The 14,910-nt window shown below is 63.0% G+C and carries 11 protein-coding genes and 1 pseudogene; 7 read left to right on the top strand and 5 right to left on the bottom strand.

Annotated features, from left to right (window positions below; translation table 11 throughout):
* Window positions 1–319: 319 nt before the first annotated feature.
* Together AC3CCE_RS14750 and AC3CCE_RS14755 are read left to right on the top strand one after the other, a co-directional pair.
* Window positions 320–1,375, top strand: coding sequence for a CobW family GTP-binding protein (locus tag AC3CCE_RS14750; RefSeq protein WP_023694718.1), 1,056 nt, complete (start codon window positions 320–322; stop codon window positions 1,373–1,375).
* Between the two features lie 249 nt (window positions 1,376–1,624).
* Complete coding sequence (locus AC3CCE_RS14755) at window positions 1,625–2,599, top strand: WD40 repeat domain-containing protein (RefSeq protein WP_352626369.1); 975 nt, start codon at window positions 1,625–1,627, stop codon at window positions 2,597–2,599.
* Window position 2,600: 1 nt separating this feature from the next.
* Here the strand turns inward: AC3CCE_RS14755 and AC3CCE_RS14760 are convergent, their stop codons facing one another.
* Window positions 2,601–3,053: a hypothetical protein gene (locus AC3CCE_RS14760; protein WP_023683507.1), complete on the bottom strand. Its 453-nt coding sequence runs from the start codon at window positions 3,051–3,053 to the stop codon at window positions 2,601–2,603.
* A 155-nt stretch (window positions 3,054–3,208) separates the two neighbouring features.
* Here AC3CCE_RS14760 and AC3CCE_RS14765 point away from each other — a divergent pair, with 155 nt between their 5' ends.
* From AC3CCE_RS14765 to AC3CCE_RS14780, 4 genes and pseudogenes are all read left to right on the top strand, one after another.
* A complete protein-coding gene (locus tag AC3CCE_RS14765) occupies window positions 3,209–4,594 on the top strand; it encodes an aspartate aminotransferase family protein (protein WP_352626368.1) in 1,386 nt (461 codons plus the stop codon).
* Between the two features lie 35 nt (window positions 4,595–4,629).
* The gene (locus AC3CCE_RS14770; protein ID WP_023683505.1) at window positions 4,630–6,015 is read left to right on the top strand and encodes a glutamine synthetase family protein; all 1,386 of its coding nucleotides are present in this window, start codon (window positions 4,630–4,632) and stop codon (window positions 6,013–6,015) included.
* Window positions 6,016–6,246: 231 nt separating this feature from the next.
* Window positions 6,247–7,482, top strand: a pseudogene (locus tag AC3CCE_RS14775) (putative DNA modification/repair radical SAM protein).
* Between the two features lie 2 nt (window positions 7,483–7,484).
* Window positions 7,485–8,954: a UdgX family uracil-DNA binding protein gene (locus AC3CCE_RS14780; RefSeq protein ID WP_352626367.1), complete on the top strand. Its 1,470-nt coding sequence runs from the start codon at window positions 7,485–7,487 to the stop codon at window positions 8,952–8,954.
* Between the two features lie 138 nt (window positions 8,955–9,092).
* Here AC3CCE_RS14780 and AC3CCE_RS14785 read toward each other — a convergent pair whose 3' ends face one another.
* From AC3CCE_RS14785 to AC3CCE_RS14800, 4 genes are all read right to left on the bottom strand, one after another.
* On the bottom strand, window positions 9,093–10,373 hold the full coding sequence (locus tag AC3CCE_RS14785; protein ID WP_031209106.1) for a glycerate kinase type-2 family protein: 1,281 nt from the start codon (window positions 10,371–10,373) through the stop codon (window positions 9,093–9,095).
* A gap of 159 nt (window positions 10,374–10,532) precedes the next feature.
* Window positions 10,533–11,039 (bottom strand): heme-degrading domain-containing protein, encoded by a 507-nt coding sequence (locus tag AC3CCE_RS14790; protein WP_352594976.1) that lies wholly within the window; start codon window positions 11,037–11,039, stop codon window positions 10,533–10,535.
* A gap of 176 nt (window positions 11,040–11,215) precedes the next feature.
* On the bottom strand, window positions 11,216–12,532 hold the full coding sequence (gene guaD / locus AC3CCE_RS14795; protein WP_352626366.1) for a guanine deaminase: 1,317 nt from the start codon (window positions 12,530–12,532) through the stop codon (window positions 11,216–11,218).
* A gap of 2 nt (window positions 12,533–12,534) precedes the next feature.
* Window positions 12,535–13,752 carry a urate hydroxylase PuuD gene (locus AC3CCE_RS14800; RefSeq protein WP_352626365.1) on the bottom strand — a complete coding sequence of 406 codons (1,218 nt, stop codon included), beginning with the start codon at window positions 13,750–13,752 and terminating at the stop codon, window positions 12,535–12,537.
* A gap of 135 nt (window positions 13,753–13,887) precedes the next feature.
* On the opposite strand from AC3CCE_RS14800, the gene AC3CCE_RS14805 reads away from it, so the two are divergent.
* Window positions 13,888–14,808 carry a LysR family transcriptional regulator gene (locus AC3CCE_RS14805; RefSeq protein ID WP_023671373.1) on the top strand — a complete coding sequence of 307 codons (921 nt, stop codon included), beginning with the start codon at window positions 13,888–13,890 and terminating at the stop codon, window positions 14,806–14,808.
* Window positions 14,809–14,910: the final 102 nt, after the last annotated feature.

A 14,910-nucleotide genomic window follows, 5' to 3' on the forward strand; every position in this document is an offset into this window, starting at 1 on the left:
CGGCAAGCATTTGTGGTGCTCGAAATGGTGATGCCAGATGTTTATTTCAGTTAGATGACAAACGAGTTTCCGCCAAGGCGATTGCAACGGTTTGACGCGGCGCGGCTCAGCACAGGTCAACGAAGAGGCGTTTCCGGCGACACGTTGATGGTCGGCATCCCTCGCACTCGGCCTCTCGGTCTACCCACCCGCTTCGTCAACCTGGGTCAAACACCCAGGCGGTTTGCCTCGTGCAAAAGGCCGGCACACATCCTATATCAGGCCAACAATCCCTTCTTGCGGCCCGCAATTCCGTGGCCCAGCCATTTCGAGGCAAGATATGAGCGAAGCACAGACGCAAATCCCCGTGACCGTTCTCACCGGCTATCTCGGCGCCGGCAAGACGACGCTGCTCAACCGCATCCTGTCGGAAAACCATGGCAAGCGTTATGCCGTCATCGTCAATGAATTCGGCGAGATCGGCATCGACAATGATTTGATCGTGGAATCCGACGAGGAAATCTACGAAATGAACAATGGCTGCGTCTGTTGCACGGTGCGCGGCGACCTGATCCGCGTCGTCGAAGGCCTGATGCGCCGCCCGGGCCGCTTCGACGCCATCGTCGTCGAGACCACCGGCCTTGCCGATCCGGTGCCGGTGGCGCAGACCTTCTTCATGGACGACGACGTGCGCTCCAAGACCAGGCTCGACGCTGTCGTGGCCCTGGTCGACGCCAAGCACCTGCCGCTCCGGTTGAAGGATTCCAAGGAAGCCGAGGACCAGATCGCCTTCGCCGATGTCGTCGTGCTCAACAAGACCGACCTGGTGACGCCCGAAGAGCTGGCCAAGGTCGAGGCCACCATCCGCGCCATCAACCCGGCGGCCAGGATCCACCGCACCACGCGCGCCGGCGTGGCGCTGTCCGAAGTGCTCGACCGCGGCGCCTTCGACCTGTCGCGCGCATTGGAGAACGACCCACATTTCCTCGAGGCGCACGATCATGATCACGACCACCATGACCATGACGGGCACGATCACCACGACCATGATCACGACCATCATCATCACGATCACGCGCATCCCTCCGACATCCATGACGTGACCGTGCAGTCGGTGTCGCTGCGCGGCGGCGAGATGGACCCGAAGAAATTCTTCCCGTGGATCGAGAAGATCACTCAGATGGAAGGTCCCAACATCCTGCGGCTGAAAGGCATCATCGCGCTCAAGGGCGACGACGAGCGCTATGTCATCCAGGGCGTGCACATGATCATCGAAGGCGACCACCAGCGCGCCTGGAAAGACGGCGAAAAGCATGAGAGCCGGCTGGTGTTCATCGGCCGCGAGCTTGACGCCGAACGGCTGAAGAAGAGCTTTGACGCCTGCCAGGCGGCTTGATTTCCGGACTCTATGGCGCTAGCGCTGCCCGCTCTTCCTTCTCCCCTTGTGGGAGAAGGTGGCCTCGCGAAGCGAGGTCGGATGAGGGGTGCTCCAGCTCGGCACCGACGGCGATCCGTTCAACACCCCTCATCCGTCTCGGCGCTGCGCGCCGATCCACCTTCTCCCACAAGGGGAGAAGGTTGACGCCAGGCCTGGCCGCCTCAGTGGCTTCCCGGGAGTGGTGACAGCTTCATTGGAATGGTCCTGATGCCCACAGTTGCCCCCCTCGACCTGGAAGGTCACTGCCTTGCCGCCGTCTTCCTCGACAACGTGCCGCATTTTGCGCTGGCCGATGGGACAGTTCATAGGCTCGACAACGGCCACAAGGCAATTCAGGCCAATGACGGCCTGCTCTCCACGTTCCATGACGCCGCCAACGACCGCCTGATCACCGGCGGCGAGGACGGCAAGATTTTTGCCGTTGCCGCCGGCGGCAATGTCAGCGAACTCGCCAGCGCCGGCAAGAAGTGGATCACCAGCGTTGCCGCCGGGCCGCAAGGCGCTATCGCCTATGCCACAGGCAAGACTGCGTTCGTGCGCTTTGCCGACGGCAAGACCAAAGAGTTTGCCCATCCACGTTCGGTCGAGGGGCTGGCCTTCTCCCCCAAGGGCATGCGCTTCGGCGTCGCCCGCTACAATGGCGCGACGCTGCATTTCCCGGCCGCCGAGGGCAGACCGGTGGAGCTGGAATGGGCCGGTGCCCATACCGGCGTCACCTTCTCGCCGGATGGCGCCTTCCTCGTCACCACCATGCAGGAAAACGCGCTGCATGGCTGGAAGCTCGCCGACGGCAAGCACATGCGCATGACCGGCTATCCCGGCAAGGTCAAAAGCCTGTCGTGGAGCGTGAAGGGCAAATGGCTGGCGAGTTCCGGCGCGCCGGCGGCGATCGTCTGGCCGTTTTCGGGCAAGGACGGCCCGATGGGCAAGGCGCCGCTGGAGCTCGGCACGCGCGGCAACGCCATGGTGACATCGGTTGCCTGCCATCCGAGCCAGGATGTCGTCGCCGTCGGCTATGATGACGGCATGGTCATGGCGGTGCGCTTTACCGATGCCAAAGAGGTGCTGTTGCGCCGCCCGGGCAAGGGCGCCATCACCGCGATGATGTGGGATAAGGAAGAGCGCCGGGTCGCCTTCGGCAGTGCCGCCGGCGACTGCGGCGTCATCGATATCTCGGCGTGACCTATTCGGCTCCGCACGACACCTTGCCGGTCAATTCTTTCGGCTTGCCGTCCTGTTCCGTGTCGGCGGCGTTGTCGTAGACGGCAAGCGTGTACCGGCCGTCATAGACGCCCTCGTCACTGGTCTTGGTCAGGATCGTCAGTTCGACAGAGTTGAATTTATCTCCGAGCTGATGCTCGTGGTAGACGTTCAGCCGCAACTCCTTGTCGTCCAGCCAGTACTGGGTGAGGTCGGAATCCTCGAAGACGGTCTTGCGCAGACTGTCGCCTTCCGGCCGGCCAAGTATCTCGAGATCGCCGCGAAAATTGAAGGTCGGGCCGCCCATACCTCTGGTGACCCCGGCGCCGACCTCGAATTGCACCGCTTTGTCATCGACGGAACACCAGACGCCGCCCGATGCGGAAGCCGCAGCGGCCGACAAGAGTAGCGCAATAGCGCAGATGATCGTCCGCATTTTTCTCCCCAAACCACAGACCCGATCGCATTGGCGCCCGACTGCGCCGGAAGGTCAAGTCTGCCGAACTTGCTGCTGACCCAATGCAGCGCACCAACACGGCCAATTGCGGTTGCCGTCGCCAATTGGGTAGTGTGCCGGCCGAGAGGGATTTCATGCACAGCACGAACAGTTATTCAAAGGCGTCCATCGGCGGTATCAGCCGTGACCGCATCGCTGCATTGCGGACAAGCGAGGCGAACACCTTCCGCAAGGCGCGGCCGAAATCGCAGGCCAAGGTCGGTAACGGCCTGCCAGGCTTCTTCGGCGGTGTGCCGATGCACTGGATGAACGACTGGCCGACGCCATTCCCGATCCTGGTCGAAAGCGCCAAGGGCGCCGCCATCACGGATATCGACGGCAACAGGCTGGACGATTTCTGCCTCGGTGACACCGGCTCGATGTTCGGCCATTCGCCGCCGCCGGTGGCGCGCGCCATCCGCCGCCAGGCCGGGCGCGGCCTGACCTATATGCTGCCTTCGGAAGATGCGCTGGCCATCGGGCCGCTGCTCACACAGCGTTTCGGTCTGCCGTTCTGGCAGATCGCCACCACCGCCACCGACGCCAACCGCTTCGCGCTGCGCGTCGCCCGCGCCGTCACCGGCCGCGAAAAGATACTGGTCTTCAACGGCTGCTATCACGGCTCGGTCGACGAGACGATGGTCCGGATGGTCGACGGCAAGCCCGTGAATCGGCCGGGGCTGGCGGGTGAGTTTCGCGACCTGACCAAGACGGCGAAGGTCATTGAATTCAACGATGTCGCCGCGCTGCAAGCAGCGCTCAAGGACAAGGATGTCGCCTGCGTCATTGCTGAGCCGGTGCTGACCAATTCCTGCATGGTGCTGCCCGATCCGGGTTTTCACGACGCCTTGCGCAAACTGACGCGCGCGGCCGGAACGCTGCTTCTGATAGACGAGACGCACACGATTTCGACTGGACCCGGCGGCTACACCAGGAAATTCGGGCTGCAGCCCGACCTGTTCGTGCTGGGCAAGCCGATCGCCGGCGGCGTGCCGGCAAGCGTGTGGGGCATGAGCGACGAGGTCGCCTCGCGCTATGCCGACTACAATCGAACCAAGGAGCCGGGCTATTCCGGCATGGGCACGACGCTGTCGGCGAACCCGCTGCAGTTCGCAGCCATGCGCGCAACGCTCGAAGAGGTGATGACGCAGGAGAATTATGCCCGGATGGATCGCCTCGCCCTGCGGCTCGATGCCGGGCTGACCGGCGTCATCGATCGCTACAATCTGCCCTGGCATGTCGCCCGCGTCGGCGCCCGCGTCGAGTTCATCTGCGCCCCTGGCCCGCTCAGGAACGGCGCCGAAGCCGAGACTGCCCATGCGCCGGAGCTTGAGGCGGCTATCCATGTCGCGCTGGTCAACCAGGGCGTGCTGATCGCGCCCTTTCACAACATGATGCTGATCTCACCGGCCACCACCGGCGCCCAGGTCAACCGGCTGATCACCGCCTTCGCCACGGTTGCGGCAAGGCTGACGCCATGAGACAAGCTGCCAAGCCAAACTCGAGTACACTAATCATGACTTCACCTTCGGGCTCGACGCCCGCCGAGGCGCAAGCCTTTCTCGACGCCCATCCCGAAATCGAAGCCTTCGATATCGTCTTGACCGACGCCAACGGGGTCGGCCGCGGCAAGATCGTGCGCCGGCATGAGCTGAAAAGCATCTTCGAGGGCGGCCGCCACATGCCGATCTCGATCCTCGGCCTCGACATCACCGGCGAGGATGTGCACGAAACCGGGCTGATCTGGACGACTGGAGACGGCGATCTCAGGGCATGGCCGATCCCCGGCACGCTGGTGCCGCTTTACGGCACGAACCCGCCGCGCGGCCAGTTGCTGATGGCGATGTACCATCTCGAGGGACAGCCTATGTCGTCGGACCCACGGCTGGCGCTGGCCAGGCAGGTCGACATCTTGGCGGCCAAGGGCCTCTATCCCGCCGGCGCCTTCGAACTCGAATTTTTCCTGCTTGCCAATGAGCGTGACGCCGACGGCAAGGTAAAACCGGCGGACGCCGTGCTCGACGGCCGCCGCTCGGCCAAGACGGAAGTCTATTCCGTCGACCATCTGCACGGCATGGAGCCGTTGTTTTCCGACATCTATGCCGCGGCTAAGGCGCAAGGCATTCCGGCCGAAACGGTGATTTCGGAATACGCGCCCGGCCAGTACGAGCTGACGCTGAATTACCGCAAGGATGTCATGCGGGCGGCCGACGACCTCGTCATGTTGAAGCGGCTGGTGCGGGCGCAGGCGCGCCGCCATGGTGTTACCGCCTGCTTCATGGCCAAGCCGATCGAAAAATATGCCGGCTCCGGCATGCATTTCCATGTTTCGCTGCAGGACAAGAACGGCCGCAACGTTTTTGCCGAAGCCGGCGGCGAAAGCTGGTCGCTGCCGCTGCTGCAGGGGCTCGGCGGGCTGATCCAGACCATGGCCGAATCGATGCTGGTGTTTGCGCCGCACGCCAATTCCTGGCGGCGCTTCGTCTCGCAGTCCTATGCGCCGGTGGCGCCGACCTGGGGCGTCAACAACCGTTCGGTGGCGCTGCGCGTGCCGGCCGGCGACGCCAAGAACCGGCGCATCGAGCACCGGCCGTCGGGCGTCGACGCCAATCCCTACCTGATCGCGGCAACGGTGCTGGCCGGCATCATCAAGGGTCTGGACGAAGGCCTCGACCCCGGCCCTGAAACCACTGGGAATGGCTATGAAGCCGCTGTCACGCGCACGACCATGCCGGTCGACTGGCGCGCCGCGATCGAGGCGGCGCGGGCCTCGAGCTTCCTGAAAGAGGCGCTTGGCGAGGATCTGCATCGCACCTTCGTGGCGATCAAGCAGTCGGAGTATCTGCGCGTCGCGCGTACGGTGAGCGAGCTGGACTACCACCTCTACCTGCACGAGGTCTGAGAGACCGTTTCGAAATTCTACTCCGGCGGCCATCGATGGTGGTTTCTGCGCTTCCGATGCTCACGGACCAAATGTCCGCTGCGCTTCGGTTCTCGAAACCACCACCATATGACTCGCCAGAGCGAATTTCGAAACGGTCTCTGATTGCCCTGACGGCGGGCGGCGATCACTTTTTCGCCGCCTGCATCAAATGAGGTGGCGCTGCAGCCTTCAAGAACATATCATGAACAGATGAGCGCGCCCACCGTCCGTGAAAAGCTGGCAATCCTGTCTGACGCCGCCAAATACGACGCCTCCTGTGCTTCGTCCGGCTCGGCGAAGAAGGATTCGCTCCAATCCGGCGGTATCGGCTCCACAGAAGGCATGGGCATCTGCCATTCCTACGCGCCGGATGGCCGCTGCATTTCGCTCCTGAAAATCCTGCTCACCAATTTCTGCATTTACGATTGCAGCTACTGCATCAACCGCTCGTCATCGAATGTGCGCCGCGCCCGCTTTAGCATCGACGAGGTTGTGAAGCTGACCATGGACTTTTATCGGCGCAACTACATCGAAGGCCTGTTCCTGTCCTCCGGCGTCATCCGTTCGCCCGACGAGACCATGGCCGAAATGGTGGAAGTGGCGCGGCGGCTGCGGCTGGACGAAAAATTCTCCGGCTATATTCATCTGAAGACCATTCCGGAAAGCTCGGCCGAACTGGTCGAGCAGGCCGGGCTCTACGCCGACCGGCTGTCTATCAATGTCGAACTGCCGACCGATGAGGGCGTGAAGAAACTAGCGCCGGAGAAGAAGCCGCAAACGATCCGGCTTTCCATGGCGAACCTGCGCCGGAAGATGGAGGAAAAGGCCGAGCCGACGTTGCGGACCAAGAAGCGCGAACGCTTTGCGCCCGGAGGTCAGTCGACGCAGATGATCGTCGGCGCCGACAAGACATCCGACGACGGTATCTTGCACTCCAGTGCGCGGCTCTATGGCAGCTACCATCTGCGGCGCGTCTATTACTCCGCCTTCAGCCCGATCCCGGATTAGTCATCGTCGCTGCCGCTCCAGAAACCGCCGCTGATGCGCGAGCACCGGCTCTATCAGGCCGACTGGCTGATGCGCTTCTACGGCTTTTCGCAGCCGGAAATCCTCGCCGGCAGCAGCGACGGCATGCTCGATCTCGCCATTGACCCCAAGCTCGCCTGGGCTTTGCGCAATCGGGCGAGGTTTCCCGTCGACATCAACCGCGCCGATCGGGAAGCGCTGCTGCGGGTTCCGGGTCTGGGCACCAAGGTGGTGGCGAAGATCCTTGAAACCCGCCGCCACCGACGCATGCGGCTGGAAGATGTCGGACGGATCTGCCATTCGATCGCCAAGCTGAGGCCCTTCATCATCGCCGAAGGCTGGTCGCCGGGCGGACTCACCGACAAGACAGGCCTGCGCGATACGATCGTAAAGTCCTGCGAACAACTGTCGCTGTTTTGACCATGCAGCCGGCCCAGCTCGACCTTGCCCGATACACTGTCCGGCTAGCGAGCCAGACCGATTTCGCCGGTTGGCGCGATGCGGCACGGCGTCTGACGCTGAATGAGGTCCGGCCTGAGGATATTAGTTGGGGTGTCGGGTCCGACGCCAATGATCCTCGAGATGCCTTGCCGGCGGTGCCAGAGGGCGCGCAGCTTACCGTCCCGCGCGAGTTCATCGCCCATGCCGAAACCGCCTTCTGCCACTCCGACCCCGGCCGGTTTGCCTTTCTCTACTGGATGCTTTGGCGCCTGCGCACCGAGCCGAAACTGCTGGCGATCGCATCCGATCCCGACACCAGGCGGCTCGAAGCCATGGAAAAGGCGGTGCGGCGCGACGGCCATAAGATGCATGCCTTCGTACGCTTCCGGAAGATCGGCTACGGCGAGGACGAGCGCTACGTCGCCTGGTTCGAGCCGGAGCATTTCATTGTCGAGCGCAACGCGGATTTCTTCGTCCGGCGGTTCACCGGCATGCGCTGGACCGTCCTGACGCCCTATGCCTCCGCCGACTGGAATGGCGAAAGGCTGGCGATCGGCCCGGGTGCGGCCAAGGGCGATGCACCCGATCAGGACGACACCGAGGCGTTGTGGCTGACCTATTTCCAGAACATCTTCAACCCGGCGCGGCTCAAGGTGAAGGCGATGCAGAAGGAGATGCCGAAGAAATATTGGCGGAACCTTCCCGAGGCCTCGCTCATTCCAGATCTGATCGCAGGAGCGGACGAGGCCGCTATAGCCATGATTGCCAGACAACCGACGACGCCGGCGCCGCACCACGCCAAGCTGCAGGCAAGACATTGGCCGAAGCCCGAGCCGGCCGAGGCGCCGGATGAAGACGATGCCAAGACGATTTCCGATTTGCGCGAGGCTGCAAAGGGTTGTCGTCGCTGCCCGCTCTGGCGCGACGCGACACAGACCGTGTTCGGCGAGGGGCCGGATGACGCCAAGGTGGTCTTCGTCGGCGAACAACCTGGCGATCAGGAAGATCTCGCCGGCAAACCTTTTGTCGGGCCAGCGGGCAAAGTGTTCGATGCAATTCTCGATGACGCAGGCGTCGACCGGCAAAAAGTCTACGTCACCAACGCCGTCAAGCACTTCAAGTTCGAGCCGCGCGGCAAGCGCCGCATCCACTCGAAGCCAAATACCGGCGAAGTCCAGGCCTGCCGCTGGTGGATCGGCCGGGAGCTTGAGCTGATCAAGCCGGACCTCGCCGTGGCGCTTGGGGCAACGGCGGCGTTGTCGCTGCTGGGCAAGGCCATTGCCGTGACGAAAATGCGCGGCCAGTTGATCGAACGCGAGGATGGCTTGCGCGTGTTCATCACCATCCACCCGTCCTTTATCCTGCGCATTCACGAGCCGACGGACAAGGAGGCTGAGCGCGAGCGGTTCCTAAAGGATATGAAAGAGGTGAAGCGGCTGATGGGGTCGTGAGATGAGCGAAAGCCTCAGCGACATCGTCATCCGCGGGCGGAACAAGGAGCTTCGCTCCTGCTTCGCCCAGGGATGACGAAGCTGAGTGGCTTCACGGTCGTGAATCCAACGTTGGAAACTTCGGCCGCCACGGCCGAATTAACTGATCAGGATTGCCCTCAGATCATTCACATTCGTACCCGTCGGCCCCGGCACGAACAGATCGCCGATCGCGTTGAACGCCGTCCAGGCATTGTTGCCGGCCAGCATCGCCTTGGCGCCGACGCCGGCGGCACGCATGCGCGAGACGGTCGAGCCATCGGCAAAGGCGCCGGCATTGTCTTCCGAGCCATCGATGCCGTCGGTATCGGCGGCCAGTGCATGAATACCTTCCGCGCCGCTGATGCCGATGGCAAAGGCGAGCAGGAATTCGGAGTTGCGGCCGCCCTTGCCCCTTTTTCCGTCAACAGGGGCCCGCAAGGTCACGGTCGTCTCGCCGCCGGACAGGATCAGCACCGGCTTTTTGAACGGCCGGTTGCGCGTCGCCACTTCGCGCGCAATGGCTGCATGCACGCCACCGACCTCGCGCGCCTCGCCCTCGATGGAATCGGAGAGGATGACGGCTTCGATGCCCTGCCGTTTTGCCTCAGCGGCTGCCGCTTCCAGCGACACGCCAGCCGAGGCGATCAGGTGCACTTCATTGCGTGAAAAGCGCTGGTCATCCGGATCTGGCGCATCGGCCTCTGGCGAGTTGATGTGCGCCATGACGGCGTCGGGCAGTTTCATGCCGTAGGCCGCTATCGAGGCCAGCGCATCGGCGCGGTTGCCGGAGTCGGGCACGGTCGGGCCGGAGGCCACCAGCGCCGGGTTGTCTCCGGGAATATCAGAGACAACCAGTGATACCAGTTTGGCCGGCCAGGCGGCAGCTGCCAGCCGGCCGCCCTTGATGGTCGAGAGATGCTTGCGGATTGTGTTCATCGCCGCAATCGGCGCGCCGGAGGCAAGCAGCGCCTCGTTGACGGCGATTTCGTCGGCGAGCGTCAGGCCGGGGGCAGGCGACGGCAGCAGCGCCGATCCTCCTCCCGATATCAGCGCCACTACCAGGTCGTCCGCAGTCAGCCCTTGCACCTTTTCGAGCAGGCGCCGCGACGCCTCAAGACCGGCAGCGTCCGGTACCGGATGGGCCGCCTCGATGATTTCGATGCGCTCGCATCTGGTGCCATAGCCGTAGCGGGTGACGACCAGCCCTTCGATCGGCCCGTCCCACACCTTCTCGAATGCCGCCGCCATCTGCGCCGATCCCTTGCCGGCGCCGATGACGATGGTGCGGCCACTGGGCCTCGCCGGCAGATGATTCCGGATGGTCCGTTCAGGATCGGCAGCGGCAACAGCGGCATTGAAGATCGAGATGAGAAAGGATTTTGGGTCGAGCACGGTTATCCTTGGCCGTAACTGGCGGTTTTCAAACTGAGCAAACGTTGGCGCTGCCCCTCTCCCTTATCCTTTCCCCGTGAAAGACGGGGAGAGCGGGCTTGTCCCTTCTCCCCGTCACTATAGGGGGAGAAGGTGCCGGCAGGCGGATGAGGGGCAGCGGTAGCGTCACGATTTATCTTCCGGCGGCAGCGCCAATTGTGTCCGATCGAGGCCGAGATGATCGCACAGTGCATCGACGACGACGCCGTGGTCCTGGCGTTCCGGCAGGCCGGAGACGGCGATGACGCCGATCACGCCAGCCCCCTTTACAGTCACCGGAAACCCGCCGCCGGCCAGTACGTAATCAGCAATATCCAGCCCCTCGCCGACCTTGAAGGTGCGGTCCGGTCGCTGCTGCTCCAGCACCAGGCGATAGGTGCTCCTGAGGTAGCGCTTGACCACATTGATCTTGCGTCGCGCCCAGTCGGGGTTGGAGGCGTTCGAACCCGGCAGCGCGGCATAGAACAGCGGCCGATCCCACAGCCTAATATCGACAATGATGGGCAGCTTTTCGGCCAGCGCCCGCTCTCGGATCGCCGCGCCGATCTTGAACGCGACGGCCTCGTCGAAGGCCGGGAAGACCAGTGTCTCTTCCTGTTTCTGGATCAGAGCGATGTCGTCGGCAGCGGCCATTTTGTTCTCCGAAATCGTCACAAATCGTGTGTACGACAAGCTCCGCCCGGTCAAGGTCTCGTCGCGGTGGTGGTCTTGCCCCGCCAGGGTCGCCCCCCACTCCGTCGAGCTTCTCTCGACACCTCTCCCCCGATCGACGGGGTAGAGGAAGGGCGCCATCCGCGCGGTGATGGGTCCTAGCCGGCGATTATATCACTCTTGGCCGGCCGCCCCGCGACATAGACCTCGCGCACCGCGCGGTCGTCGCCCAATGTCTGCAGCAGGAACAGCTCCTCCGCCAGCGTCTCCACAGTCTCCATCCTCAGCCGCATCGCCGGCGTGGCGCGGGCGTCGAGCACGGTGATATCGGCATCGGTGCCTTCATCCAGCGTGCCGACCTTGTCCGCCATAGACAGCGCCTCGGCATTGCCACGTGTTAATTGCCAGAAGGACTGGAACGGGTTCAGCTTTTCGCCAGTCAGCGCGATCACCTTGTAGCCCTCGTCCATGGTGCGCAGCATCGAATAGTTGGTGCCGCCGCCGACATCGCTGGCCGCGGCGATGCGCAGCGGCTTGTCGCGGCGCCGAAAGCGCTGGTAATCGAACAGGCCGGAGCCGAGGAACAGGTTCGAGGTCGGGCAGAACACCGCCACCGAGCCGCTGTCCGACAGCGCATCGGCCTCGCGTTCCAAGAGATGGATGCAGTGGCCGAACAGGCTCTTTGGCCCCAGCAGGCCATACTGCTCGTAGACATCGGTGTAGTCGCGCGCCTGCGGATAGAGTTTTTGCGTGAAGGCGATTTCGGCGTGGTTTTCCGACAGATGCGTCTGCATATGCAGATCGGGATGCTCGCGGCAGAGCGCGCCCGACATCTCCAACTGTTCGGGCGAAGAGGTGATGGCGAAGCGCGGCGTGATCGCATAAAGCTGGCGGCCCTTGCCGTGCCATTCCGCAATCAGTGCCTTCGTATCGTCATAGCCGGATTGCGGCGTGTCGAGCACGCCTGCCGGCGCGTTTCGATCCATCATCACCTTGCCGGCAATGTTGAGCATGCCGCGCGCATGCGATTCGGCAAAGAACGCTTCGGCAGACGCCTTGTGCACCGAGCAGTAGGCGGCGACCGTCGTCGTGCCGTGGCGCACCATCTCGTCCAGGAACAGCCGGGCGATGCGGCGGCCATGCTGAGCGTTGGCGAATTTGGTCTCTTCGGGAAAGGTGTAGGTGTTCAGCCAGTCGAGCAGTTCGGCGCCGTAGGAGGCAATGACCTGCATCTGCGGAAAATGCGCATGCGCATCGATGAAGCCGGGCAGCAGCAGATGCGGCCGATGATCGATCTTTTTCGCACCGTCGCCCGCTTGCTTTTCGACTTCCGTGTAGCTGCCTACGGCAACGATCCGGCCGTCGCGGATCAGCAGGCCGCCATCCTCCTCATAGCGCCAGGCGGCATGGTCGTCGATGGCTTCGGGCCAGCGCAAAAAACTTAGGGTGCGGCCGCGCAGAAGTGTGGAGGTCATCCCTATTTCCCTGCGCCTTCGAACCAGGCGACCAGCAGCGCCCGTTCCTTGTCGCTGATCTGGGTGACGTTGGCGGGCGGCATGGCGTGGCTGCGCCCGGCCTGCAAATAGATTTCACGCGCATGCTCGGCAATGCCGGCGTCGGTGTCGAGCATCACGCCCTTCGGCGCATGGTAGATGCCTTCATAGACCGGCTCGGCCGTATGGCACATCGAGCAGCGGCCAAGCACGGTGTCGCGCACCGCCGGGAAATGCGACGAGGCGATATAGACTTCGGCCGCGGCGGATGCCTTGAGCTCGCCGGTCAGTATTTTCGGCGCTGTCGACAGCCACATGATGATGACGAACAGCACCGCAGCCGCCATCCAGGTCCAGTGCGGGTTGCCGGCACGCTTATGCACGGTGTTGAAATAGTGCCGGATCAAGACGCCGATGATGAACACCAGCGAGGCGATGACCCAGTTGAACTCCGTCGCAAACGCCAGCGGATAGTGGTTCGACAGCATCAGGAACAGCACGGGCAGCGTCAGGTAATTGTTGTGCAGCGAGCGCTGCTTGGCGATCTTGCCGTATTTCGGGTCGGGCTTGCGGCCGGCAATCAGGTCGGCGACGACGATCTTCTGGTTTGGAATAATCACCATGAAGACATTGGCCGACATGATCGTGGCGGTGATGGCGCCCAGATGCAGGAAAGCGGCGCGGCCGGTGAACAGATGCGTCAGACCCCAGGCGATGAACACCAGCACGCCATAGAGCACCAGCATCAGTCCGGTGTCACTTTTGCCGAGCGGCGACCGGCAGAGCAGATCGTAGACTACCCAGCCGACGCCGATGGTGGCCATCGACAAAAGGATGCCGACCGGCACCGACATCGGCAGCACATTGGGGTCGATCAGGAACAAATCGGCGCCGGCATAGTAGACCACGCACAGCATGGCGAAGCCGGACAGCCAGGTGGCGTAGGATTCCCACTTGAACCAGGTCAGGTGTTCCGGCATTTCGGCCGGCGCCACCAGATATTTCTGGACGTGGTAGAAGCCGCCGCCATGCACCTGCCATTCCTCGCCGAATGCGCCGGCCGGCATGCCGGGGCGCTGGCGCAGCCCAAGGTCGAGCGCGACGAAATAGAAGGACGAGCCGATCCAGGCGATGCCGGTGACGACGTGCAGCCAGCGCACGGCGAAACTCAGCCAGTCCCAGAAAATCGCGAAATCCATCATGTGAAATCGTCCCTGCCGATCGGCTGACTTTACGGTGTGGGGCGCAAACGAAAAGAGGCGAGGTGTACGATGACTTTCAAAAAAAAATGGAAAATACTAGGCTGACCACGTACGCCGCCAAATAAAGAGCCACGAATGGCCTATCTCGACAACATCGCCGTCTTCGTCCGCGTCGTCGAGCTTGGCAATCTCTCGGCGGCGGGCCGCGACATGCGCATTTCGCCGGCGGTCGCCTCCAACCGCATCAAGGAGCTGGAAAAACACCTCGGCGTGCGGCTGTTCAACCGCACCACACGGCAATTGATGCCGACGGAGCATGGCACGGTGTTCTACTCCGGCGCCAAGCAGGTGCTGGAGGCGATCACCGAGGCGGAAGCCGCGGTCTCGGCTCTTTCCGGCCAGCCGCGCGGCACCATCAAGGTGACCGCACCGCTCGGCCTTGGACGGCGGCTCGTGGCGTCGGGCATTCCGGATTTCCACGACAAATACCCCGATATCGAGGTGCGGCTGAGGCTCTCCGACCACAATATCGACATCATGAAGGAAGGCATCGACGTCGCCTTCAAGCTCGGCATCATCGAGGATTCCAGCCTGCGGATGCGCGGCATCATGGAATGTGAACGCGTGCTGGTGGCGGCACCGAAATATCTCGAAGCGCGCGGCGAGCCGGTGGAGCCACAGGAACTGATCGGCAAGAAGCACGACTGCCTGATGCTGCGCTATTCCGGGGCGCGCGAATATGTCTGGACGCTGCAGACGCCGTCCGGCCCGCAGAAATTCGAGGTGCACGGCCCCTACGACACCGACGATGGCGATGTGCTGACCGGCTGGGCGCTGTCGGGCCGCGGCATCATCAACAAGCCGCGCTTCGAGGTCGAACCCTTCATCCGCGACCGGCGGCTGCAGGTCATCCTGGCCAGCACGCCGCCAACGCCGGTGCAGTTCGCCGCCGTCTATCCGCACAAGAAGCTGCAGGATCCAAAGGTGCGGCTGTTGCTCGACTTCATGGCCGAGCGTTGCCAGCGGCTGATCAAGGATTTGCTGGCCGGCAAGTGAGGGGCTGTTGGCCCAGTCGCCAGGGTTGTCTTACAAGCAGGTGACCTTAGGTTCGCATACGCCGCCCTATGATCGATGGTCCCATGCCGACTGACCAGCAAG

The organism is Mesorhizobium sp. P160187 (assembly GCF_057766425.1).

Coding starts and splice junctions, on each gene's coding strand:
- AC3CCE_RS14750 (WP_023694718.1), top strand. CDS start 320: ATGAGCGAAGCACAGACGCAAATCCCCGTGACCGTTCTCACCGGCTAT.
- AC3CCE_RS14755 (WP_352626369.1), top strand. CDS start 1,625: ATGCCCACAGTTGCCCCCCTCGACCTGGAAGGTCACTGCCTTGCCGCC.
- AC3CCE_RS14760 (WP_023683507.1), bottom strand. CDS start 3,053: ATGCGGACGATCATCTGCGCTATTGCGCTACTCTTGTCGGCCGCTGCG.
- AC3CCE_RS14765 (WP_352626368.1), top strand. CDS start 3,209: ATGCACAGCACGAACAGTTATTCAAAGGCGTCCATCGGCGGTATCAGC.
- AC3CCE_RS14770 (WP_023683505.1), top strand. CDS start 4,630: ATGACTTCACCTTCGGGCTCGACGCCCGCCGAGGCGCAAGCCTTTCTC.
- AC3CCE_RS14780 (WP_352626367.1), top strand. CDS start 7,485: ATGCAGCCGGCCCAGCTCGACCTTGCCCGATACACTGTCCGGCTAGCG.
- AC3CCE_RS14790 (WP_352594976.1), bottom strand. CDS start 11,039: ATGGCCGCTGCCGACGACATCGCTCTGATCCAGAAACAGGAAGAGACA.
- guaD (WP_352626366.1), bottom strand. CDS start 12,532: ATGACCTCCACACTTCTGCGCGGCCGCACCCTAAGTTTTTTGCGCTGG.
- AC3CCE_RS14800 (WP_352626365.1), bottom strand. CDS start 13,752: ATGATGGATTTCGCGATTTTCTGGGACTGGCTGAGTTTCGCCGTGCGC.
- AC3CCE_RS14805 (WP_023671373.1), top strand. CDS start 13,888: ATGGCCTATCTCGACAACATCGCCGTCTTCGTCCGCGTCGTCGAGCTT.